This is a genomic window from Micromonospora sp. LOL_023 (genome assembly GCF_048060115.1).
Lineage (GTDB): Bacteria > Actinomycetota > Actinomycetes > Mycobacteriales > Micromonosporaceae > Micromonospora_E.
Window position 1 is genome coordinate 115170 of the sequence record NZ_JBHMIM010000009.1, and the last position, 21932, is coordinate 137101.

22 protein-coding genes and 1 pseudogene are annotated in these 21932 nt (G+C 71.2%); 11 read left to right on the forward strand and 12 right to left on the reverse strand.

Annotation, left to right across the window (positions count from 1 at the left end; all coding sequences use genetic code 11):
- Positions 1–49: 49 nt before the first annotated feature.
- Complete coding sequence (locus ACFHVL_RS07330; RefSeq protein WP_416626407.1) at positions 50–2863, forward strand: Hsp70 family protein; 2814 nt, start codon at positions 50–52, stop codon at positions 2861–2863.
- Between the two features lie 132 nt (positions 2864–2995).
- Positions 2996–3976, forward strand: a complete 981-nt coding sequence (locus ACFHVL_RS07335; protein ID WP_416626408.1) for a threonine ammonia-lyase — start codon at positions 2996–2998, stop codon at positions 3974–3976.
- 83 nt (positions 3977–4059) lie between these two features.
- Here the strand turns inward: ACFHVL_RS07335 and ACFHVL_RS07340 are convergent, their stop codons facing one another.
- Positions 4060–5145: a cation diffusion facilitator family transporter gene (locus tag ACFHVL_RS07340; protein ID WP_416626409.1), complete on the reverse strand. Its 1086-nt coding sequence runs from the start codon at positions 5143–5145 to the stop codon at positions 4060–4062.
- Between ACFHVL_RS07340 and ACFHVL_RS07345 the strand changes: the two genes are divergently transcribed.
- The 5 genes and pseudogenes from ACFHVL_RS07345 (at position 5144) to ACFHVL_RS07365 (ending at position 8810) form a co-directional block, all read left to right on the forward strand.
- Positions 5144–5500, forward strand: coding sequence for an ArsR/SmtB family transcription factor (locus tag ACFHVL_RS07345; RefSeq protein ID WP_416626410.1), 357 nt, complete (start codon positions 5144–5146; stop codon positions 5498–5500). The two genes, ACFHVL_RS07340 and ACFHVL_RS07345, sit on opposite strands and share 2 nt — an antisense overlap.
- Positions 5501–5617: 117 nt before the next feature.
- Positions 5618–6190, forward strand: a complete 573-nt coding sequence (locus ACFHVL_RS07350) for a hypothetical protein (RefSeq protein WP_416626411.1) — start codon at positions 5618–5620, stop codon at positions 6188–6190.
- 53 nt (positions 6191–6243) lie between these two features.
- Positions 6244–6894, forward strand: coding sequence for an adenylate cyclase (locus ACFHVL_RS07355; RefSeq protein WP_416626412.1), 651 nt, complete (start codon positions 6244–6246; stop codon positions 6892–6894).
- Positions 6895–7071: 177 nt separating this feature from the next.
- Positions 7072–8367, forward strand: a pseudogene (locus ACFHVL_RS07360) (FAD-dependent monooxygenase); the annotation flags it as partial.
- A gap of 83 nt (positions 8368–8450) precedes the next feature.
- On the forward strand, positions 8451–8810 hold the full coding sequence (locus ACFHVL_RS07365; protein ID WP_281554868.1) for a hypothetical protein: 360 nt from the start codon (positions 8451–8453) through the stop codon (positions 8808–8810).
- 68 nt (positions 8811–8878) lie between these two features.
- Here ACFHVL_RS07365 and ACFHVL_RS07370 read toward each other — a convergent pair whose 3' ends face one another.
- Positions 8879–9649, reverse strand: coding sequence for a transposase family protein (locus ACFHVL_RS07370; RefSeq protein WP_416626414.1), 771 nt, complete (start codon positions 9647–9649; stop codon positions 8879–8881).
- Positions 9650–9656: 7 nt separating this feature from the next.
- Here ACFHVL_RS07370 and ACFHVL_RS07375 point away from each other — a divergent pair, with 7 nt between their 5' ends.
- Positions 9657–10577 carry an RNA-guided endonuclease InsQ/TnpB family protein gene (locus tag ACFHVL_RS07375; RefSeq protein WP_416626415.1) on the forward strand — a complete coding sequence of 307 codons (921 nt, stop codon included), beginning with the start codon at positions 9657–9659 and terminating at the stop codon, positions 10575–10577.
- A gap of 318 nt (positions 10578–10895) precedes the next feature.
- Positions 10896–11555 carry a flavodoxin family protein gene (locus ACFHVL_RS07380; RefSeq protein WP_416626416.1) on the forward strand — a complete coding sequence of 220 codons (660 nt, stop codon included), beginning with the start codon at positions 10896–10898 and terminating at the stop codon, positions 11553–11555.
- Here the strand turns inward: ACFHVL_RS07380 and ACFHVL_RS07385 are convergent.
- Genes ACFHVL_RS07385 through ACFHVL_RS07410 form a run of 6 tightly spaced genes read right to left on the reverse strand, consistent with a single transcriptional unit; the run spans position 11495 to position 16585 of the window.
- Entirely contained in the window at positions 11495–12034 is a 540-nt protein-coding gene (locus tag ACFHVL_RS07385; RefSeq protein WP_416626417.1) for a hypothetical protein, read from the reverse strand. The two genes, ACFHVL_RS07380 and ACFHVL_RS07385, sit on opposite strands and share 61 nt — an antisense overlap.
- Positions 12024–12416: a carboxymuconolactone decarboxylase family protein gene (locus tag ACFHVL_RS07390; RefSeq protein ID WP_416626419.1), complete on the reverse strand. Its 393-nt coding sequence runs from the start codon at positions 12414–12416 to the stop codon at positions 12024–12026. Before ACFHVL_RS07390 ends, ACFHVL_RS07385 begins: the two co-directional genes overlap by 11 nt.
- Before the next feature lie 3 nt (positions 12417–12419).
- A complete protein-coding gene (locus ACFHVL_RS07395) occupies positions 12420–13631 on the reverse strand; it encodes an MFS transporter (protein ID WP_416626420.1) in 1212 nt (403 codons plus the stop codon).
- Positions 13632–13638: 7 nt separating this feature from the next.
- The gene (locus tag ACFHVL_RS07400; protein ID WP_281555586.1) at positions 13639–14151 is read right to left on the reverse strand and encodes an aromatic-ring-hydroxylating dioxygenase subunit beta; all 513 of its coding nucleotides are present in this window, start codon (positions 14149–14151) and stop codon (positions 13639–13641) included.
- A 5-nt stretch (positions 14152–14156) separates the two neighbouring features.
- Positions 14157–15422: an aromatic ring-hydroxylating oxygenase subunit alpha gene (locus ACFHVL_RS07405; protein WP_416626422.1), complete on the reverse strand. Its 1266-nt coding sequence runs from the start codon at positions 15420–15422 to the stop codon at positions 14157–14159.
- A complete protein-coding gene (locus ACFHVL_RS07410) occupies positions 15419–16585 on the reverse strand; it encodes a glycosyltransferase (RefSeq protein ID WP_416626424.1) in 1167 nt (388 codons plus the stop codon). The genes ACFHVL_RS07405 and ACFHVL_RS07410 overlap by 4 nt, the downstream gene beginning before the upstream one ends.
- 367 nt (positions 16586–16952) lie before the next feature.
- Between ACFHVL_RS07410 and ACFHVL_RS07415 the strand changes: the two genes are divergently transcribed.
- Positions 16953–17333 carry a nucleotidyl transferase AbiEii/AbiGii toxin family protein gene (locus ACFHVL_RS07415; protein ID WP_416626451.1) on the forward strand — a complete coding sequence of 127 codons (381 nt, stop codon included), beginning with the start codon at positions 16953–16955 and terminating at the stop codon, positions 17331–17333.
- Between the two features lie 182 nt (positions 17334–17515).
- On the opposite strand, the gene ACFHVL_RS07420 is transcribed toward ACFHVL_RS07415, so the two are convergent.
- A complete protein-coding gene (locus tag ACFHVL_RS07420; protein ID WP_416626425.1) occupies positions 17516–18490 on the reverse strand; it encodes a sulfotransferase domain-containing protein in 975 nt (324 codons plus the stop codon).
- A 278-nt stretch (positions 18491–18768) separates the two neighbouring features.
- Between ACFHVL_RS07420 and ACFHVL_RS07425 the strand changes: the two genes are divergently transcribed.
- Complete coding sequence (locus tag ACFHVL_RS07425; RefSeq protein WP_416626427.1) at positions 18769–18987, forward strand: hypothetical protein; 219 nt, start codon at positions 18769–18771, stop codon at positions 18985–18987.
- A gap of 93 nt (positions 18988–19080) precedes the next feature.
- Here the strand turns inward: ACFHVL_RS07425 and ACFHVL_RS07430 are convergent, their stop codons facing one another.
- The 3 genes from ACFHVL_RS07430 to ACFHVL_RS07440 all read right to left on the reverse strand — a co-directional run bounded on the left by ACFHVL_RS07430 (position 19081) and on the right by ACFHVL_RS07440 (position 21914).
- A complete protein-coding gene (locus ACFHVL_RS07430; protein ID WP_416626428.1) occupies positions 19081–20385 on the reverse strand; it encodes a GAF domain-containing protein in 1305 nt (434 codons plus the stop codon).
- A gap of 170 nt (positions 20386–20555) precedes the next feature.
- Positions 20556–21521, reverse strand: a complete 966-nt coding sequence (locus ACFHVL_RS07435; protein WP_416626430.1) for an ATP-binding protein — start codon at positions 21519–21521, stop codon at positions 20556–20558.
- Between the two features lie 258 nt (positions 21522–21779).
- The gene (locus ACFHVL_RS07440; protein ID WP_416626432.1) at positions 21780–21914 is read right to left on the reverse strand and encodes a hypothetical protein; all 135 of its coding nucleotides are present in this window, start codon (positions 21912–21914) and stop codon (positions 21780–21782) included.
- Between the last annotated feature and the right edge of the window lie 18 nt (positions 21915–21932).

Consider the following 21932-nt stretch of genomic DNA (forward strand, 5'->3'; position numbering starts at 1 on the left):
GCGGACGCCGATCGCGCCGGCGCCACATCCGGGAAGGACGACACACACCGTGAACGGACCGGTACGGCTCGCCGTAGATCTGGGCACCACCCACACCGTCGCCATGGTGCGTCGCGGCGACGAGCCGCCCCGGCCGCTGCTGTTCGACGGCACGCCGCTGCTGGCCTCCGGGGTCTTCGCCGACGGCATCGGCGCGCTCTACACCGGACGGGACGCGCAGCGGCTCGCCGCCGGCGAGCCGCACCGATTCGAGCCGCACCCGAAGCGGCACATCGACGACGGATCGGTGCTGCTGGGCGATCGCGAGTTGCCGGTGGTCGAGCTGCTGGCCGCCGGTCTGCGTCGGGTCGCCGGCGAAGCGACGATGGCCGGGGCGCATCCGCACGGGGCGACGGTGCTGACCTGCCCCGCCGACTGGGGCACCCCACGGCGGGACCTGCTGCGGGCCGCCGCGCAGGCCGCCGGCCTCGGCCCGGTGCGGCTGCTCGACGAACCGATCGCCGCCGCCGCCTACTGCGTACGGGTGCTGGGCCGGCAGATCCCACCCGGTGGCGCGCTCGCGGTGTTCGACTTCGGCGGCGGCACCCTCGACGTCGCCGTGGTACGCCACGAGTCCGCGTCGGGCAGCGGGCCGGTGACGGCGGCCGGGCTGCGGGTGCTGGCCACCGGCGGGCTGGACGACCTCGGCGGCCTCGACGTCGACAACGCGCTCATCGCCCACCTCGGCCAGCTGATCGCGATGCGGGATCCGCAGCTGTGGGCCCGGCTGGACCGGCCGGTGACCGCCGCCGACCGCCGCGACCGGCACGCCTTCTGGGCGGAGGTACGGGCGGCGAAGGAGATGCTGTCGCGGGCCGCGTCGGCGCCGGTGACAGTGCCCGGTCGTGACGACCCTATGCATCTGACCCGCGAGGAGCTCGACCGGATCGCCGGCCCGCTGGTCGACCGGGCCGTCGACGAGACCCGCCGGGTGCTGCAACTGGCCGGGGTGGACCCGGCCGGGCTCGCCGGGCTGCTGCTGGTCGGCGGGGCCAGCCGGACGCCGCTGGTCGCCAGCCGGCTGCACGCCCGGCTCGGGGTCGCCCCGCAGGTGCCGGAGCAGCCGGAGCTGCCGGTGGCGTACGGGGCGCTGCATCACGACCCGGCCGGGTCGGCGGCGGCGCCGACGACCGCGACCCCGCTGCGGGCCGCCGGGGCGTACGTGGCCACACCGGCGACGGGCGGGGCTGTTCCGCAGCCGGCTACGCCGATCCGAACTCCGGCGGGTGCCCCGCAGCCCACGTCGTGGCCGGGCTCCGCGCCTGCGCCGGAGTCCGGATCGGCGGCTGAGCCGCAGCGGCGAGGGCGGGCCGGGCGGGTGGTCGCGGCGGTCGCCGCCGCCGTGGTGCTGGCCCTGGTCGGTGCGGTCGGGCTGACCAACGGCCGGCTACTGAACCGGCTCAGCGGCGACGACGGGCCGGACGGTCCCAACCTGTTCGGCAGCTTCACCGGCGGCGGCGAGGATGCCGACGGCACTGACGACGCCGACGGCGGGCTGACCGAGGTGCATCACGTACCGCTGCCGGCCGGGACTCTCGCCTCGGCGGTGACCGTCGTCGGTGATCTGGCCGTGTACGCGGCGGTCAGCATCGGCGCCACCACGGTGACCGCGCTGCCGGTCGGCGGCGGCAGCCCGGTGTGGGCCACCACCGTGGAGGTCGAGCCGACCGAAGTGGCGTTCACGGCCGTCGGCGACCTGCTGGTCGTCGACGCCGCCGACTCGGCCACCGACGACGGCGACGACATGCGGCTCGCCCTCGACCCCGCCGACGGCGCCGTCAAGTGGAAACGCAGTTGGCAGACCTACACCGATGTCGTCTACCTCGGCACCGATGTCATCGTCGAGATCAAGGACGGCATCTTCGACAACGCGGTCGCCCGGATCGACCTGACCACCGGGGAGCAGCGGTGGCGACGCGAGGCGCCCGACGGCGACCTGCTGATCATCGACGCCGAGCGGATCCGGGCGGTGACCGCGTGGAGCCCGGACGGGACCGCCCCCGCCGGGGCCGGTGCGCTGCCCGCCGCCGAGCATACGTTGCGCGACAACCGGCACGCCGCTGCTGACCGGATCGTCGAGCTGAACGAGAGCAGCGGCCGGGGTGTGCTGCTGGATGCCGGCACCGGCAGGCCGGTCGGCGACGGCGCGCTGCCGCTGGACCACAACCGCTGGACCGTCTACGACGGACTGGCCATCGGCCGGCTGTCCGATGAGGCATCCCCGGGCCGGGACGTGCTGGCCGCGTACGCCGTTGACGGCTTCGCCAAGAAGTGGGAGCTGCCGCTGGCCGGCACCGACGACATCGCTCTGGTCAAACCGTGCGGGCCGCAGTTGGTGTGCGTGGCGGTCGACGGCAACACCTACCGGACGATCGCGGTGCGCACCGCCGACGGGTCGCAGGCGTGGTCGCGGCCGAGTGAATTCAGCGACGACGAGAACTGGTACGCCGTTGCGGGCGGGTTGCTCTTCGGTGACCAGAGTTTCGACAAGCTCGACGACTTCGCCGTGCTGGACTTCACCGGCGCCGAGGTGGTGCCGGCCGACGACAACGGTTCGGTGGCGGCGGTGGCTGGCGGCCGGGCGGCGGTGGTGGGGATGCGCGTCGATCTGGCCGCCAGCGTCGCCGTGCCGCAGCTGTCGGTCTGGGACGCGGCGACCGGCCGGCGTACCGGCGCGGTCGACGTCGGCGCCGACCTGCAGACCAGCCGGGTGGACCAGGTGGCGATCGGCGGCGACGCTGTCGCTGTGGTCACCGCCGACCACCAGCTGCGGGTGCTGACCGTGACCGACCTGGTCGCCGCAGCCACGACCGGTTCCGGCTGAAGGACCACGTCGGGCTGATCGGCTGGACATCGCCGCCGCGTTGGCGCTGAGCCAGGTGGCCCGGCACGGGTGACCGGTGCTCCAGCCAGGCATACTGGGCGTTGCGGGCCGGCGGCTGCGGGGGAGAGCAGGATGATCGTTGACGTTGCGCAGATCGAGGCGGCGGCGCGGCGGATCGCCGGCCACGTGGTGCGGACCCCGACGGTGTCGAGTCCCGGCCTGGCCGGGCTGCTCGGCGTGCCGGTGACCGTGAAGCTGGAGCTGCTGCAGCGGACCGGGTCGTTCAAGGCCCGCGGCGCGACGGCGAAGCTGCTGACCCTCGACGACGCGCAACGGGCCGCCGGTGTGGTGGCGGTCAGCGGTGGCAACCACGGCATCGCGGTCGCGGTGATGGCGCAGGCCCTGGATGTGAAGGCGACCGTGGTGATGCCGCGGACCGCGCCGGCCCGGGCTGCGGAGATCTGTACCGCCGCCGGCGCGACGCTGCACCTGGTCGACGGCATGTCGGCCGCGTTCGGGTTGATGGCGAGCCTGCAGGCGGACGGGTTGACCCTGGTGCACCCGTTCGACGACCCGGTCGTGGTCGCCGGGCAGGGCACCGTCGGTCTGGAGTTCGCCGACGACGCCTTCGCCGACGAGGCGACGGCGCCGACGGATGTGCTGGTCAGCATCGGCGGCGGCGCGTTGATCTCCGGGGTGGCGGCCGCGCTGCACGCCCGTTCGCCGCGTACCCGGATCTGGGGGGTGGAGACCGACGGCGCGTCGGCGATGACGCAGGCCCGCCGGGCGGGTGGCCCGGTGCCGGTGGAGTTGTCGTCGATCGTGTCCACGCTGAGCGCGCCGACGGTGTCCCAGTTGACGCTCGATCACGTGTCGCAGCTGGTCACCGACGTGCTGGTGGTCTCGGACGCCGAGGCGGTGCGCGGCAGCCTGGAGCTGGCCGAGTACGCCAAGGTGTGGGCGGAGCCGGCCGCCGGGTGTCTGCTGCCGGCGGCCGGCCGGGTCGTCGGTCAGGTCGGCCCGGACGCTCGGATCGGCCTGGTGCTGTGTGGCGGCAACACGACCGTCGCCGACCTGGTCGGCTGGACCCGCCGGTTCGACCTGATGGACTGATCCGCTCCTGCCCGGCGCCCGCCCGACGTACTGGTGCCGGCACCGCTGATGTCCGCTGGCTGCGGCTCCCGGTAGCTGGACGGCTACCGTGGTGCCGTCGGTGCTGCCCGGCGGCGGTGCGACAGGGTCACGTGGTGGTGCGCGCCGGCGTGCCCGGCCGGGTCGGTGTGCACGGTCGCCGACACCAGCCTCGGTACGGCGTGGGTGAGCTGGTGTTCGGCGTCGGCGGCCACCTCGTGCGCGGCGAGCAGACTCAGGTCGGCGTCGACTACGAGGTCGGCTTCGGCGTGCAGCCGGTGGCCGATCCAGCGCAGCCGTACCGCTGTCACGTCGCGGACGCCGGGCACCGCGCGCAGGGTCGTTTCGGCGGTGTCGACCAGGGCCGGGTCGACGGCGTCCATCAGCCGCCGGTACACCTCGCGGGCGGCGTCGCGTAGCACGTACCCGATCGCGACGGTGATGGCGAGGCCGACCAGCGGGTCGGCCCACTGCCAGCCGGCCGCCGCGCCCCCGGCGGCGGCGACGACGGCCAGTGAGGTGAATCCGTCGGTACGGGCGTGCAGCCCGTCGGCGACCAGCGCGGCCGAGCCGATGCGTCGGCCGACGCGGATCCGGTAGCGGGCGACGATCTCGTTGCCGGCGAAGCCGACGACGCCGGCGGCGGCCACCCACGGCACGTGGGTCATCGACGTCGGGTGGATCAGCCGGTCGACGGCGGTCCAGCCTGCGGCGATCGCCGAGCCGGCGATGACGACCACGATGACGATGCCGGCGAGGTCCTCGGCGCGGCCGAATCCGTACGTGTAGGCGCGGGTGGCGGCGCGCCGGCCGATCAGGAACGCGATGGCCAGCGGTACGGCGGTGAGCGCGTCGGTGACGTTGTGCAGGGTGTCGCCGAGCAGCGCCACCGAGCCGGAGGCGGCGACGATGACGGCCTGGGCGGCGGCGGTGGCGGCGAGGACCGCCAGGGAGATCCACAGGGCGCGGAGTCCGTCGCGGGACGCTTCGAGGGAGTCGTCGACCTTGGCGGCGGTGTCGTGGGTGTGCGGGGTGAGCCGGTGCAGCGCCCGTCGCCACCAGGCCCGCCGCACCGGATGCCGGTGACCGTGCGGGTGGTGGTCGTGACGGTGGTGGTCGTGGTCCATGGCGATGGCAGAATACGTGCTCATGTACGCACGCGACAACGCTGCAGGTGCCACGGATGGGCAGCAGCAACCGACCGGCGCGCAGGTCGACACGGCGGTGACCGCGTTGAAGATGCTGGCCGACCCGACCCGGCTACGCCTGCTGTGGCAGCTGCGCGACGGCGAACACGACGTCGGCACCCTCGCGGCGGCGGTCGGCGCCGCCCGCCCCGCCGTGTCGCAGCACCTGGCGAAACTGCTGCTCGCCGGCCTGGTCGCCAGCCGCCGTGACGGCCGCCGGGTGCTCTACCGGGCACGCGGCGGCCACGTCCGCCGCCTGGTCACCGAGGCCCTGTGCGCCGCCGACCATCACCTGACCGGAGCCCCCGACCACGACTGATCCCACATTGCCGGCTGGCCCGGCCGGCTAGAACGAGTGTCGGCCGGCGTCGACGGCTGACTAGCATCACCGGCTGTAGACGACAGACGGTGGCGGGATCCGCAGTGGTTGGCCTGGGTGCGGGACTGGATCGACGGCCGGCTCGCCGCGGTGCAGCTCGACCTGGCCGACGACGTCGACGACCTGCTCACCCTCGGCGTGCCCGACCGGCGGCTGGCCACCCTGCCGCAGGCGTACGAACGGATCATCGACGCCGTCGGCGCCGAGCGACGCTTCCGCGACGCGGCACCGATGGTGGCCGACCTGTGCGCCGAGCTCGCGCAGTACGGCCTGCCGGAGCTGCTGCAGCACGACGACCTGCACGACGCGCAGGTCTTCGTCCGCGACGGCCGCCACCTCATCATGGACTGGGGCGACGCCTGCGTGTCGCACCCGTTCCTCACCCTGTCGGTCACCCTCGAAGGTGGGCTGGCCTGGGGGCTCGCCGACGTACGGGACTCGGTCGACACCGCGCCGTTGCGGGACGCCTACCTGGCGCCGTACGCCGAACGGTTCACCGGCGACCTGGTGGCCGCGACCCGGGTGGCGCTGCGCCTGGGCTGGGTGTGCCGTGCGGTCAACGGGCACGTGCCCGGCGACGACAAGCAGACCCTGACCCGGCTGCGGATGTTCCTCGACGGCCGACCATAGTCGACCTCCGGCAGACCGGCACCTGAGCGGACCGGGACTGGGAGAATACCAGGATGTCGCACCCTCGGCCTCGGCTCCGGTCCGGTGTGGAGCAGTTGCCCGTCTGGTACGTCGCGACCGGGGTCGCCGCAGTCCTGGTCGGCGCCGTTACCGGCGGCGTCGGACTGCTGTTGCTGTCCGCGCTGCGGATCGGGTGCCGCCCGGCCGGTGGGGACGTGTCGCTTGGCGGCGAGCTGCAGTGCCCCGACGGCACCGGCAAGGTCCTTCCCGCGCTGGTGCTCGCGGCCCTCGGCTGCGTTGCCGTCGTGGCGGTCGCGTCGGTGCTGATCAGTCGGCGGGCCGACGCGACCACGGTTGCCCGCGTCGCCCGGCATACGTTGTGGCTGGCCGTCGCGGTGGTGGCGATACCCGCCCTGGCATGGGTCAGCGCGGCGTCCACCGCTGCGGCGACGCGACAGACTTTCTGGGGTGTCGCGGCTGTCGTCTGCGCGGCGCTTGTCTTCGTCGTGATCCCGCTGGTCACGTCCTACGTCCGGCCGGCGTCCACGACGGTGGTGCTGGCGATCTGTCTGGTGGTGCCGGTCGCGGCCGACCTGGTCGGCTGGTGGCTGCCGCTGCTCCTACCGATCGCCCTGCCGGTGACCGCCGTCTGGCTGGTGGCGCTGTATCTGACGAGGATCGCCACCGGATCTCGACCTGACTGAGAACACCGTTCCTCGCCGTATTCAACATATATCGCATAGGGGGCCTTGCGGCAAGACCCGGGTCGCGGCGCAGAATGTGCGACCGAAGCCATCAGCTGCGAAAACGCGCGGATTCACGTACGTGTGTCCGCTGATCGACGCTGCCCGGATGGCTGATCGCAGAAATGGGGGAACCGAATTTTCGACGTCATCATTGCCGGCGGTGGGCCGACCGGTGTGATGCTGGCCAGCGAGTTACGGCTGCACGGCGTGTCCGTACTCGTCGTGGAAAAGGACACGGAGCCGACCAGCCACGTCCGCGCGGGCGGCCTGCATGTGCGCAGCATCGAGATCATGGACCAGCGGGGCCTGCTGGACCGGTTCCTCGCGTACGGCCAGCGGTATCCGTTCGGCGGCTTCGCCGGCATCGACAAACCCGCGTCGGACCGGCTGGACACCGCGCACGGGTACGTGCTCGCCATCCCGCAACCCGTCACCGACCGCCTGCTGACCGAACGCGCCACCGAACTCGGTGCCGAGATCCGGCGCGGCTGCGAACTGGTCGGCCTGCGCCAGGACGACGGTCAGGTGACCGCGGAACTGGCCGACGGGACGCGGCTGCGTTCGCGCTACCTGGTCGGCTGCGACGGCGGCCGCAGCACGGTGCGCAACCTGCTCGGCGTCGCCTTTCCCGGCGAACCGACCCGGGTCGACACCCTGCTGGGCGAGATGACGGTGGCCGTAGCGCCGGAGACCGTCGCCGCCGTGGTCGCCGAGGTCCGCGTCACCGAGAAGCGGTTCGGGGCCGCGCCGCTGGGCGACGGCGTGTACCGGCTGGTGGTGCCCGCCGCAGGGGTGGCCGCCGACCGTAGCGTCGCACCGACCATCGAGGAGTTCGCCCGGCAACTGCGGGTGACCGCCGGAACCGACTTCGGCGTGCACTCACCGCGCTGGCTGTCCCGGTTCGGTGACGCCACCCGGCTGGCGCAGCGCTACCGGGTCGGCCGGGTCCTGCTGGCCGGCGACGCCGCGCACATCCATCCGCCACTCGGCGGCCAGGGCCTCAACCTCGGCGGCCAGGGCGCGGTCAACCTCGGCTGGAAACTCGCGGCCGAGGTCACCGGCTGGGCACCCGGCGGGCTGCTCGACAGCTACCACACCGAACGGCACCCGGTGGCGGCCGCCGTGCTGGACAACACCCGGGCGCAGATGGAGCTGCTGTCCACCGAGCCGGGCCCGCAGGCGGTGCGCCGGCTGTTCGCCGAGCTGATGGACATCGAGGAGGTCAACCGTCGCCTGATCGAGAAGGTCACCGCCATCGGGATCCGCTACGACGTCGGCGGCGAGGACGGCGACGGCGGTGGCGGCTCAGCCCACGACCTGCTCGGCCGGCGGCTGCGCGACGTAGCGCTGACCGGCGGCCGCCGCCTGTACGAGCTGACGCGTGGCGGCCGTGGGCTGCTGCTCGACCAGACCGGCCGGTTGTCGGTTTCGGCGTAGCCGACAACCGGCTCAGGCCCGCCGCGTCGACACCGTAGGGCCAGCTCGCGGCGGGATCGCCCGCTACCCTGGATGACGTGAGACGCAGCGAAGCCGAGGGTGGCATCGTGCCGTACCTGGCTCGGCCGGGTCGTCGCGCGGCAGTCGTTGCTGACCTCGCGCAGCTGCGCGGACCAGTCAGTGGCGTCGTCGAGTTGCCGCATCGGCTGCACTGGCAGCCCGACCGCCGGGTCAATCTCGACAACCCCGCACTGCTGCGGTGGATGTACGAAACCGTCCTGGTCGAGGCGGTCACCCCGGTCGAGCTGGTCACCTGGCTGCACGGCCCGACGCTGGTCCGGCTCTGGCCGGACCTGTGGGTTCCACGTGGCGTCAGACAGGCCTGGGAGCAACGGCACCCGCAGCTGCGCAGCGCCCACCAGCCCGCCGCCGCGTGACATCAGAGGAGTTCCAGGCCGAGGTGGCACGGCTGGCGCTCGCCGTGGCCCAGCGACACGGCTTCGCGTTAGCAGGCGGACACGCGCTGATCGCATACGGCGTGGTGGACCGGCCGACCGAAGACCTTCCAACACTTCAGGTGGGCGACAGCGCGTTCAACGGCGGCGCGGATCCGGTTGAGTGCGGTGTTGCACGCGCGTCGGACCTCGGTCAACTCCCGACCCCGAGGCTTCTTGTACGGACTCACGATGCCGGCACCCTGGTACCCCTTGTCACCGATCATCCCGGGCCCGCCGGGGGCGTGGTGGCCGGCCCACCGGGCGGCGATCCCGGACACGTCGAAGGCCCTCCGGTCGTGCATGCCACCCGGACATGGGTCACCCACATCGACCACCCGCCCGGCGAGGTTGGCCACCACCTGCACGTTCTGCCCACAGAAGCCCTTCTTCTCGGAGAACAGCCCGTCGACGTCGTCGCGTTCCCCGACCGGCGCGACCAGACCATCGACCAGGACTGCGTCCCGGCGGGCCTGGTCACGGACCCGCTCGTACAGCGGGGTCAACACCACGTCCACCAGCGGCTCCAGCTCCTCCTGATACCGCTCCACGGTCGTCGAACCGCAGCCGAGAACCTCACCGATCACGTCCGGTTCCACAAGCGACACGCCCAACTTGGTCACACCACAGGCCGTCACCCCATAACATCGACGAACCTCGGTGCCAATCGGCTCGAAGCCTACTGGGAAGTCCTCCCGCATGATGGCTTCCATGCGGGTCAGGTGCCGGTCGGCGAACACCGTGTGCCGGAACTTCTTCGCCTCGATCACCGGCAGACGCAAGGGCCGCATGGTGGCGCCGCCGAGGTTCCGGTCGCGTAAGGACAACCGGCAGGCCATCCGTTTCACCCGCAATTCCCGGTTCAGGATCCTGGACAACGGTCGTCTGCGGCTGCCGAAGATCGGCGATGTCACGGTCCGCTGGTCCCGGATACTGCCGTCGGACCCGTCGTCCGTGACGGTCATCCGGGACGCCGCCGGAAGGTATTTCGCCTCGTTCGTCGTGCGGGCCAAGGACGAGCCGTTGCCGCCGACCGACGCCGAGGTGGGGATCGATCTGGGGCTGACGCACTCCGCGGTCATGTCGGACGGCACGAAGGTGGCCGCACCCAGGTTCCTGCGCCGCGTGGCCCGCAGGCTCAAGCGGCTGCAGCAGGCACTGTCGCGTAAACAGCGGGGCAGCAACCGCCGTGGGAAGGCTGTCGTGAAGGTCGCCAGGGCGCACGCCCGGGTGGCCGACACCCGGCGGGACTGGCAGCACAAGCTGTCCACGACGATCATCCGTGAGAATCAAGCGGTGTACGTCGAGGACCTGTGTGTCGTCGGTCTCGGCCGGACCCGGCTGGCGAAGTCGGTACACGACGCGGGATGGTCGTCGTTCGTCGGCATGCTGGAGTACAAGGCGGCGAGGTCCGGGCGTACGTTCGCCCGGGTGGACCGGTGGCTCCCGTCCACCCGGATGTGCTCGGCCTGTGGCCGGATCAACGAGCGGATGGCGCTGGACGTCCGGTCGTGGGTCTGTCCGTGCGGCGGTCACCACGATCGGGATGTCAACGCGGCGATCAACATCAAGGCCGCCGGGCAGGCGGACTTCAACGACCGTGGAGCGCGGGTAGGACCGGGACCCGTCCCGGCACCGCGCGGTGAAACGGTAACCCGCCAGAACACTGCGCGTGTCACGCGCGGCGTGGCTGGAATCGCCGCCGTTTAGGGCGGCGAGGATGTCAATCCAGAAATCGGCTGATCGAGCTCGCCCGGCAGGCGGATTCTGGTCTGACCGAGGAGGACTTCACCGATGCCATGCAGCGGCTGGACCGGATGGACGACGCCGTCTTCCGCGAGATCTATGGGCTGACCGCGACACAGGTCAACGAGATTCGCCACTGCTTCTCCACCTGGCCGAGGTTTGCGCCCTGACCCACGCGGGCGGGCGGCCCGGTAGGTTAGGGCCGTCTCGGTGAGCGGCCACGTACGCATGGTCAGGTGGCCGGTCCACCGTGGCGCTGAGCGGACAGGGGAGGCCCCTCGGGTGAAGATCATCGCGTTGTCCTGCACACAGAAGCGTCTGCCGTCGCTGACCGATGCGTTGCTCGAGGCGGCGATCACCGGTGTCGTCCGGGAGGTGGGCGACGCGCGGATCGAGCGGATCCGGTTGATCGACCATCGCATCGCGATGTGCGAGGGCGAGGACACCTGCCTGGACCCCGAGGTGGGACGGTGCACACTCGACGACGACTTCGCGCAGGTCGTCGACCTGGCCGAGGGCGCGCAGGCGATGCTGCTCGCCATGCCGGTGTACGCGGGCAACGTACCGGCGGTGTTGAAGATCTTCCAGGAGCGGTTGAAGAGTTTCATGAACGCCGGGCAGCGCCCGTTCGGCAACCTGCTGGTGGGGACGATCGTGCATTCGCGCACGATGCTGACCGAGCCCGCGCTGGGCTCGTTGTTCCCGTGGTACCTGCGGCTCCGGAACAGGAACGTGGCGTCGGCGTGCGTCACCCAGGGCGAGCATCAGGACCTGACCCGTACCGCGGCGGTCGACCTGTGTGTGGCGGTGGGCCGGCAGCTCGGCATGACGCTCGACGTCAGCCGGTCACCGACGGACGCGCGGACGGCGTTGCCGGTGGTTCAACCGTCGGTCCGGCCCCGCTGCGGTGACCCGGCCGCGTCGTCGCCTTCCGGCGGGTGAGCGGACTCCGCGCGCCAGGTGCACCCGTCGCCGGCCTGGTCGCACGACACCGTGACGTCCGGTTCCACGTAGCGGGCGGCGATCGCCGTGTTGAGTTCCTGGCAGTACGGGCACGGTGACGAGAAGGTCAGCACGACGCCGGCGCGCGCGGCCCGTCTGCGGTAGCGGAGGATGCCGCAGTCGGGGTTGCGCAGCACCGTGCCGGACGGCTGGGGATCGCTGGTCACCGCCGAGTCGTACAGCAGCAGTTGACGCTGCAGCCGGGTCATGAAGTGGTCGGTGGCGGACACTCCGGCGGGCCGTTGCGCCCGCAGCAGTTCCGCGGTGATGCGCGAGTTTGCCTGGATCCACGCGGCCAGGCCTTCCTCGCCGTGTTCTCCCAGGATGAACTCCTCTGCGGCCGCCTGGGCCTCGAAGAACCGTTGGCGCCACAGGTCGACCTTCTCGGCCGGGTCGAGTGCGGACGGTTCACTGGTCATCGTCCGGGTCCTTCCCGGTGACGCCGTCCAGCTCGGCGAAGACCTCCTGGGCGACGCGCAGCCCGTTGTTGGCGACCGGCCAGCCACCGTAGTAGGCGAGCTGAATAATGACTTCGACGATTTTCTCCCGCGACATCCCGAGGTGCAGGGCAGCACCGATGTGGCCGCGCAGCTCCCAGTCGGTGCGCGCCAGCGTGACCGCGGTCAACGCGACCAGTTCGCGTTCCTCGACGCTCAGGTGCGGGCGGGTCCAGATCTCGCCGAACAAGTGGTCGACGGTGATCTGCAGGAACTCCGGATAGGAGCCGGGGCGCGGTTCGCGGCCGAAGACCTGCTGGAACATGGCCGCGCCCCGCTCATGCCGGGCAGCTGGCTGACTCATCGATCAACTCCTTGCGGTCGGTCGAACAGTTGTCAACGTCCACGACGCCACGAAGGCGACGACCAGCAGCGCGGCGCCGCTGCCGAAGGCGGCCGCAGCGCCCGCCTGCTCGGCGACGAGCCCGACGACGACCGGGCCGACGACGGCGCCGACGTCGGTGCACATCGAGAAGACGGCGACGCCGCTGCCGGCCCGGCCGGCGACGACGTCCCCGATCAGCGCGGCCGGCGCGGCGTTGAGCAGCGCTGATCCCGCCGCGTACACACCGAGCCCGACGACGAGCCAGGGGTAGGTGTCCACGAACACCAGGGCGGTGATCGCCGTCGCGGCCACCCCGGTGCCGGCGATCATGGCGGGGCGCCGCCCGGCCCGGTCGACGACCTGACCGGCCGGGACGATCAGCAACGCCTGGACGACGGCGGAGATGGTGAACGCCCACCCGACCCAGGCCACGTCGTGTCCCCACGCGACGACCACCGTGGGCACCAGCGCGCTGCGTAGTCCGAAAAGGACCCAGCCCTGCGCCAGCGCCGCCGTACAGGCCACCAGGTAGCGCCGGTCCCGCAGCAGGACCGGCAGCCGGACTGCGGCACGGCCCGGGTCCGTGCCGTGGCGCGCGTCGGTCCGCAGCACCGCCAGGGTCAGCACCGTGGCGGCCAGCAGCAGCGCGGCGTACACCAGGAACGGCGCGGACAGGGCGATGAGCGCGAGCAGCCCGCCGAGCGCGGGCCCGCAGATGCCGCCGAGCAGGAAGCCGGCCTCGAACACGGCGCTGGCCCGGCCCCGCTGGTCGGCGGGGGCGACCGCCAGCAGTGTCGCCAGCGCGGACACCGAGAACAGCACCGAGCCGACGCCGCCGAGGCCGCGGAACACGAGCAGCTGCCCGTACGATCCGGCGAACGCCGCCAGGGCCGAGGAGACCGCGCAGAGCAGCAGGCCGGCGACCAGGATCCGCCGTTCCCCGAACCGGGCCGCGAGCCGGCCGCAGAACGGGCTGGTGGCCAGCCGCAGCAACGCGAACAGGGCGACGAGTACGCCGATCTGGGTGGGTCCGGCGCCGAACGTCGCCGCGTACACCGGCAGGACCGGTAGCACCAGTCCCAGGCCCAGCATGACGCAGCCACCGACGACGCTGAGGACGTACACCTCGCGGGGCAGACCCGGCGGCCCGAAGGCGGCGACGGGTGGGGCGCTGCCCGGGGTGGCCGCCGTCACTGGCCGGTCACAGGATGATGCTGAGCTTGCCGTGCTCGTACAGCGTCTCGTGGTCGAGCACGACGAGCCGGCGGCGGACCCGGAACATCCCGCCGTCGACGACGAGTTCGAACCGGTACTTGCCGACGTACGCGTCGGAGCGTCCGTGCCCGAACCGGTGCACGACGACGTTCGCCGCCACGTCGAGGTGGGTGCCCCGGTCGGCCAGGATCTCCACGTTTGTGATCATCCGGTTCGTCCGCGACCGGGGGTTCTCGCACCACACCTCGCCGTTGAGTAGCTGTTCGATGCGCTGGCGCAGCCGGGCGGCGTCGTCGTCGATGAGCCCGAGCGCGTCGGCCGTGTCGCCCCGCACGTCGGTGGCCGGCACCGAGTAGCGGATGTCGGCGGTCAGTATCTCGTCGTACCACTGGCGCAGCCGCCACTCGTCGAGCAGCCGCGCCTCCCGGAAGAGGAACTGGCTCACCCGGTGCCACAGCCGCACCTGGGCCTCGTCGTCGACCGTCAGCTCGGTGATCATCGTCGTCACGCCCCTTGCATCAGCCGGTCCCACTGCCGCCAGAACTCGCGGGCGGGAAGCTCGTCGGTGGTCTCCGGGACCGCCTTGTTCATGCCGCGCGACAGGTCCGAGTAGCGGACCGCGCGGTTGAGGTACCCCCGCTGGCACGACTCGATGATCTCGATGTCGTCGGGGGTGGCGAAGCCGGCGGGACCGAGGAACGTCAGGTAGTGGCTCTTGCGCAGTTCCCGGATGTCGGGGTCCTCGTCTCGGGGGGCCAGGGCGACCGAGGTGATCGCCATCTGGCCGGCGCCGACCGGGTCGATCTTGCGGATGGTGATCGCGATCGCGTCGATGATCATCAAATTGGGGAAGATCAGCACCGCGCGGTTGGTGCCGGTGATCCGTTCGGCGCGTTCGGCACCGAACCGTTCGACGAACCGGGCGGCCGTCGCCTCGATCCGGGGCCGTACCTCGGCGCCGAACATCGGCGTCCAGTAGGCGAGCGGGCGGGCCGCCGCCGGTGGCAGCTCGTTGGCGCCGTGCCCCAGCCCGAGGGCGCGGCCGAAGCCGCCCCGGCGTCGCGGTGGCACCGACCCCAGCGACTCCATGTAGCTGACGTACCGCTTGTGCAGGGCCCGGAAGTGGTAGATGTCGACGCTGTTCTCCATCATCAGCTTCCAGTTGGCCCGGGCGCCGTGCAGCTGCGCACCCTGGATCACCTCCATCCCGACCTCGGACTGGTCGTCGATCAGGTCGAGGTACTCCGTGGCACCCGCCAGGTACTCGGTCAGGGTGCGTGGTTGCTGCGGATCGAAGGTGACGAACACGAAACCCCGGTAGCTGTCGCTGCGGTGCCGCGCCAGGCCGAAGTCCGCCTTGCGGAAACCGGGCCCGTACCCGTCCGGGATCGGCACCCCGACCAGGTCGCCCTGAGTGGAGAACGTCCAGTCGTGGTACGGACACCGGAACGACCGGGCCTGCCCGGCCGGCTGTGAGCAGATCAGCGCCCCGCGGTGGGTGCAGCTGTTCGCGAACACCCGGACCACTCCGTCGGAGCCGCGTGTCATCACCACTGGGCGCCCGCCGACGTCGCGTGCCACGTACGAGCCCGGCCCGGGCACCTCCGACTCGTGCCCGACGTACAACCAGCAGCGATCGAAGATCCTGGTCGTCTCCTGCGCTGCCAGGTCGTCGTCGGTGTAGGCGCGACGGTCCACCTGGAACGAGAGTCGTTCGAGATCGTCCACCACGATCGGGTCGACCACCGGCCGCTGCAGTTCGATCGTCACCGTTGCCCCTCCCGTTGAAGCGTCTCGATCGTGCCGATGACCAGCTCGGCGGTGCGCGCGGCGGAGTCGCCGCACTGCGGCCGCGCCGCGCGCAGCCGGGCCCGGTAGTCCCGGGCGGGGTCGAGCAGATCGGTGACCGCGTCAGTGACCGCCTGCTCGGTGACGCCCGCCGGCTCCAACGCCGTGCCGAAGCCCGCGCTGTCCACGAAGTACGCCTGGATGGGCTGGTCAACGGCCAGCGGGATCACCAGCATCGGGGTCTGCGCACGGATCGACTCCGCCACCGAGTTGTATCCGCCGTGGGTGATGAACACGTCGGCGCGTTCGAGCACCTCGCGTTGCGGCAGGTACGGGGCGGTGAGTACGTCGTCGGGCAGTGCCAGCTCCTCGGCGAGGTCCCCGACCGACGCGATCACCTGCGCGCCGGTCGCCGCCGCCCCGGTGATCACCGTACGCAGCAGGTCCGGCCGCCGGTAGAAGATCGTGCCGAAGGAGACGTACACCAGCGGGCGGTCGGGGTCGATCCAATCCAGACCAGGGAAGGTGACCTCGTCGCCGCGGGCCCCCGTCGCACCTGGCAATCCGACCAGCTGCACCCCGTCGTCGGTGACCGCGTCGTCTCCGACGAGCGCGGGAATCGTCGGCATCAGGTTGAGAATCGGCGAACGCGCAGAATGGGTACGCATCGACCACGGCACCTCGTGCCTGGTCAGATAGTTGCCGACCTGTTCGTCGTACAGCCAGCGACCTCGCCGATGTCCGGCCGGACATACTCCACCCAGATTGGCCCAGATCATCCCGTACGGCACACCGGATGTATGTGCGCCGACCATGGCCGCCGCCGTGACCGGCAACGAATCGACGAGCACGAAGTCCGGCGCCGTCGCACGCAGCACCTCGGCTGTCTGCCCGGCCACCGGCGACGACTCGAGCATCGGGCCGATCTTCGCCGGATCGTCACTCCACGGCGCCATCTCGACCTGCCCGATATCGTGGACCTGTGCCTTGTCCAGTGCCTGTCGACGCCGCTCGTCGAGCGCGCCGCCGTCGGCGGACAACAGCAGCAGCGCAACCTCACCTCCCGCAGTCTGGAGCGCATTGACCACCGGAACGTACGGGTTCAGGTGACCATGCTGAGTCGTGGTGAGGAGGGCGACGCGCATCAGATCTCCGATCAATCGAAAGTAGGCGACCGGTACGAGGCTCTACGCATTCTCTACCATCACTCAATGGACACATGGCGCAATTGCCACCGTCGCCGATGGGCCACATCGATCGACGTTACGCGGGACCACCTCGAAACAACCGGGTCACCACCTGCCCCAGGGAGTTTCGCAAAGCCTGCCGCGATGTGCAATCGATGTCAATGCCTTGCGACCGTCGACTCCCGCCACTCCGCCGGACACCATTGCAGTTCAAATAGGGCATTGGTGCTGATCACGGCGGATTGCTGTAGGTAGTCGCCCGATCCGCCCGGCCAGGGGGCCCGAGCGCCCGCCGACCACCACCTGACCGGCTGCCCGACCACGACTGACGGCGGCTGCGTACCCGGCGCGGCCTGGTCGTCGCGCGGTGGTCGCGGCCGATCTCGCCGAGCTGCGCGGCCCCACCCCCGGGGTCGTCGAGCTGCCGCACCGTCTGCACTGGCAGCCGAACCGGCGGGTGGACCCGGCACCCACAACTGCGCACCGCCCACCGGCCCGCCGCCGCGTGACGTCGGAGGAGTTCCAGGCCGAGGTGGCACGGCTGGCGCTCGTCGTGGCGTCGCGGCACGGCTTCGCGTTGGCCGGCGGACATGCCCTGATCGCGCACGGTGTCGTGGACCGGCCGACCGAGGATGTCGACCTGTTCACGGACCAGACCGGTGGGTCACTGCCGCCGCGCTCGCCCGGTACTCCCGCGACCGGCTGATCGAACTCGCCGCACAGGCGGACTCCGGCCTGACCGAGGAGGATTTCGCCGACGCCGTGCAGCGGCTGGACCGGATGGACGACTCGGTCTTCCGCGAGATCTACGGCCTGACGGCAGCGCAGATCGACGAGGTTCGCCACAGCTTCTCCAGCTGGCCGAGATCGGCGACCTGACGGCCGCTGTCAGGCAGCCCGATGTAGCCAGGTGAGCAGGTCGTCGACGTCGGTCGGGTCGGGCAGCTGGCGGGCGGCCAGCTGCGCGACCCGGCTCAGGTAGCGGGCGTACTCGTCGTCGGTGAGCAGCGACCGCCCACTACCCGAACGTCCGGACCGGAAGAACGCCCGGCTGTCGACCATGACGCCGGCCGGGTCCGGTGCGAGTCGCGCCGACCGCGCCCGCATGTTCGCGAACGTCGCGGCCTCGACCAGGTCGGGCCAGCGATCATCGGGTACGGCGATCCGCAGCCACTCGGCGAGCCCACGCATCTGCCCGGCGAGGTCGTCGAGCAGGTCCTGATAGTGCAGCAGTACGACGTTGGGTTGCGTCGCCCGGCGGGTCCAGACGTCGGCAAGGTGGTGCACGACGCCGGGCAGTGAGTCGAGGGCGTTGGCTGGCGCGGCGTCGCTGGCGATCCACTGTCGCAGCCAGTGTCCGAGGTCCGGCCTCGGCCGTGGCCGGGGTTCGGGTTTTGGCTGTGGTCGATTGTCGGACCCGGTGCCGCCGGTGAGTTCACGTATCCGGTTCCGGTTGAGGTTACCGCCCTGGTGATAGAGCGACACCGCCATGTCGAGCGGGTGCCGGGCCACCACGAGGTACGTGACGTCGGCGTGCAGCGGTAGTCCGTCGAGCGGGGTGTGCGTCTTGATGAACCGGCGGTGCGGCTGGGCGGCGAGCCGGCCGTACACCTTATCTTGCGGGATGAGCAGCCAGTCCAGCCAGGGGGAGAGGTCGGCCAGCGGTGCCGGCAGCTGCGGTTCCTGGAATATCAGCAGCGCGCAGATCATCTGCGTCCAGGTGGTGCCGCTCTTGGACCGGGTGCTGATCACGATGTCGCCGGCCCGGTGCGGGAAGCCGATCCACCGGCCACTGTCCTCCTCGTCGGACCGGTAGCGGACCGGGTGAAGGCGGTGCTGCGGATGCGACTCGTCGGCGAACATCCGGCAAGGCTACCGAGGTACGGCTTCCCACTGCATCGGTTCGCCGACCTGCTGGACTCGTACCGGGTCCGCGGCGGTATCCACCGGTCGCCGGCGAGCCACTGGCTGACTCTACTGTGACCGGTAGCGCAGCGACCCGCGTACGACGTCGGTGCCCAGGTCGTCGCGGTCTGCACGGGGCCGCCGCCCTGGGTGGGGGCGGGCCTGCTCGACGGACGCCGCGCACCACCCACTGGCAGCTCATCGAAGCGATACGGCACCGCTACCGGCGGGCCCGGGTGCAGGAAGATGTCCTGTACGTCCACGACGGGCCGGTTTCCACCAGCGCCGGGATCGCCGCCGGCATCGACCTGGCGTTGTCCATCGTCGAGCGCCATCCCGGGCCGCTGCGCTACCGCGACCATCTGCACCCAGGCGGGGGACGGCACCGTCGGCGGTGCGGCATGGTTGAGCCGACCAGTCGCAGGGCGATGTCTGCATCGCGGGCTTCACCGTAGGCGCGGTCGAGAGCAGGTCGTCGGCGGTGGCCATGTCCAGTTCGCCGGCGACGTGCAAATACACGGTGCCGTCATCGGTGCGGACGGTGATGTTCATCGCTGGCCGGGGCGGGTGAGGTAGGCGGCCAGACCGCCGAGTTCCTCGCTGGCAATGAACACCGACCGGACGTTGAGGATGGCCTCCTCGACGTGGGCGGGACAACCCCACGCCGCATCACCCCACGAGTCGGCGATCTTGATTTCGGCGGATTCGCGGCATCCGGTCGTGCCCCCGAGCTCGCAGCGTTCAGGGTGGGGCCGGTCGGCCAGCGCGGCGGCGGCCGTGCGCATCCGGGCGTTGAGTTCCGCTGCGGCTTCGGCGCGCTGTTCGGCCTCGGCACGTAGTTGGCGTTCGGCGCGCACGGTTTTGGCCAGTTCCTGCAGCGCGGACTGGGCGCTGGCCTCGGCGGCGCGTTGTGCTTGTTCGATGTGGTGGCGTTCGATCGCGAGGGCTGCGGTGTCGGCGAACAGGCGGGCCAGGGCGAGGTCGATGTCCTCCGGCTTGCGCGGGGTGTGGTGGTACATGGCAAAGGTGCCCAGCAGGTGGCCGTCGCGGGCCAGGATCGGCATCGACCAGCAGGAGGCCAGCCGCGCCGCCTCGGCCAGGTCACGGAACGCCGCCCAGGCCGGGTCGGCGGTGATGTCGGTGGTGATGACCGGCTCACGCCGGTGGGCGGCGGTGCCACAGGAGCCGACACCGTCTCCGGTGGCGATCCCGTCGATGGCCTGGTTGTAGAAGTCTGGCAGGCTCGGCGCGGCACCGTGCCGCAGGTGGGCGCAGTCGGGGTCGGCAAGCAGGATGGACACGAGCACCCCGTGCGGGGAGAGGTTCTCGATGCTGCGAGCCATGCCCTCGAGCACCTCCGTCAGGGGTGCCTGCCGGGCGATCTGCTCCAGCAGCGCCCGGTGTTTGATCATCAGCCGCTGGGCGTGTCTGATCGGGGTGGTCTCGACGCCGATCACCCGGATACCGGTCACCGCGCCGGTCGTGTCGCGGCGCGGCTCGTAGGTGAAATCGAAGAACACCTCCCGCGCTGTGGTGCCGCTGCCCAGCAGGATGCGGGCGTCGTGGCCGGTGTAGGGCTCACCGGTGCGGTACACCTGATCCAGCAGGTCGAGAAAGCCCTGGCCGGCCAGCTCGGGCATTACATCGACGAGGGGGATCCCGGTGCGGACCCGGTCCTCGCCGATGGTGGCGAAGAATGCCGGGTTCGCCGCCTCCAGCACGTGCGCCGGCCCGGACAGGGCGGCGAACACGGCGATGGACTGGCCGAACAGGGTGCGCAGGTCGCCGTCGGCAGGCTGTCCGCTGCCTGTCGGGCCCTGGTCGGTTGGTCGCTGCTCGGGTATCGCTGTCATGGCGGGGGTGTACCTCTCGGTGGTGGAATGGACGGGCGTGACCGCTGAGGGCAGGGTGTGGAGAGTCGCCACCCGCTTCAGCGTTCGGCGACGACCGCGGTGTCGGCCGGTCGCCCGGCACCGTGCGCGCCAGGGGCCACGGGCTCCCGCTACGATCTTCCGCGCAAGGGCTAGAAGTTGAGCTGGTGGGGTTGTGGGACTGCGTGGTAGTGGTGGCCGCCGGGGTTGTTGCGGGCGGTGTCGCCGAGCAGAACGGTGACTCGGCATTCCGGGTCACCGACGGCGATGCGTTCGTCGAGCAGTACGACGGCGTGCTCGTGGTTACGGGCGGCGATGCCGCCGAAGACGCTGGAGGTCATCCGACACAACGCCGGTGCCTGTCGGACGGTGTCACCGAACGGGCAGCGCCGGTTTCCCAGCACGATCGTGTCCGCGGTGACGGAGATGACGTAGAAGTCGCCGTCGATGGCGCTCTTGAGGCGCAGGTAGCAGTCGCTGACCTGCTCCGGGGCCAGCCGGGCGACCACATCCCGGGCACGGCGGTACTCGTCTTCCATCTGTCCACCGACGGTCGCGCCGACCTGGGCGACCATCTGCTCGACCACGGCCGGGCCCTGGGTGGCCTCGGCGGTACGTGCGATCTCCACGACCAGCGCGCGCAGGAACGCCTCACGGCCGAAGCCCGACGGTCCCGCCTCGTCGGCGGCCGGCAGCGGGTTGAGATGGCGGCGTAGCGGATCGAACGACGTTTCGACGCGTCGGGAGACAGCCAGTACCGCCTGCACCCTTTTGCCGTCTCCTCGTTTGGTCACGACGTCGAGGTCCTTGGCCAGTTGGGAGACCAGCCACAGTCCCCGGCCGCGTTCGTTGGCCGTGGTCGGAAGTGCCAGGTGTTCCAGGTCGAAGGATGGGCCGAGGTCGTGCACGGTGAGCATCGGCTGCGGGTGTGTCCAGTCCAGGCTGACCCAGACCGGACCACCGGCGTGCTGGACCGCGTTGCCGACCAGTTCGGAAACGACCAGGGCGGCGTCGCCGACATCCTCGAGATCCTGGGCGTGACGGCGCAGGAAAGCAGTCAACTCGGTGCGCAGGGCGGCCGCCGCCGTGCCTGTCGCCGGAGCCAGCAACCAGTCCAAGACACCCCGCCTGTCGCGCTAGTCGATACGTGGCCGGGCCCGTCGGTGGGCCCGTCCAGACCACGCGGCTCGCCGGACGCCGACACCGCGGTGAGGACTAAGCGTAAACCTACGCCGTCGTCGGCTGCTCGTGCACGGGTGGCTGGTCCCGACCCGGCGGGTGCTGTGCGGCCGGTTCCAAGGTACGGCGGAAACCGGCAATAGGCTGAGCAGCGCTTGAGTTTGTGCTGGTGAAGGCCGGGGGTGTCCGCGTGGGGATCACCCATCTCGGGCGAGGGCTTTGACCTGCGCTGTGGTGGACCCGATCGTACGGACCGTCGCCGCGTCGGCCGGTATGGAGCCGGAACGGCGGGCGAGCTGACCGATGGTGATCAGCTCGGTGCGGTCGTTCATGGCTTCAGCGTGCACCTT

What these genes read in the sequence shown, in the direction of transcription:
- ACFHVL_RS07335 (WP_416626408.1), top strand. Translation starts at nt 2,996, where the DNA reads ATGATCGTTGACGTTGCGCAGATCGAGGCGGCGGCGCGGCGGATCGCC.
- ACFHVL_RS07345 (WP_416626410.1), top strand. Translation starts at nt 5,144, where the DNA reads ATGTACGCACGCGACAACGCTGCAGGTGCCACGGATGGGCAGCAGCAA.
- ACFHVL_RS07340 (WP_416626409.1), bottom strand. Translation starts at nt 5,145, where the DNA reads ATGAGCACGTATTCTGCCATCGCCATGGACCACGACCACCACCGTCAC.
- ACFHVL_RS07355 (WP_416626412.1), top strand. Translation starts at nt 6,244, where the DNA reads ATGTCGCACCCTCGGCCTCGGCTCCGGTCCGGTGTGGAGCAGTTGCCC.
- ACFHVL_RS07375 (WP_416626415.1), top strand. Translation starts at nt 9,657, where the DNA reads ATGGTGGCGCCGCCGAGGTTCCGGTCGCGTAAGGACAACCGGCAGGCC.
- ACFHVL_RS07385 (WP_416626417.1), bottom strand. Translation starts at nt 12,034, where the DNA reads ATGACCAGTGAACCGTCCGCACTCGACCCGGCCGAGAAGGTCGACCTG.
- ACFHVL_RS07390 (WP_416626419.1), bottom strand. Translation starts at nt 12,416, where the DNA reads ATGAGTCAGCCAGCTGCCCGGCATGAGCGGGGCGCGGCCATGTTCCAG.
- ACFHVL_RS07400 (WP_281555586.1), bottom strand. Translation starts at nt 14,151, where the DNA reads ATGATCACCGAGCTGACGGTCGACGACGAGGCCCAGGTGCGGCTGTGG.
- ACFHVL_RS07410 (WP_416626424.1), bottom strand. Translation starts at nt 16,585, where the DNA reads ATGCGCGTCGCCCTCCTCACCACGACTCAGCATGGTCACCTGAACCCG.
- ACFHVL_RS07420 (WP_416626425.1), bottom strand. Translation starts at nt 18,490, where the DNA reads ATGTTCGCCGACGAGTCGCATCCGCAGCACCGCCTTCACCCGGTCCGC.
- ACFHVL_RS07430 (WP_416626428.1), bottom strand. Translation starts at nt 20,385, where the DNA reads ATGACAGCGATACCCGAGCAGCGACCAACCGACCAGGGCCCGACAGGC.
- ACFHVL_RS07440 (WP_416626432.1), bottom strand. Translation starts at nt 21,914, where the DNA reads ATGAACGACCGCACCGAGCTGATCACCATCGGTCAGCTCGCCCGCCGT.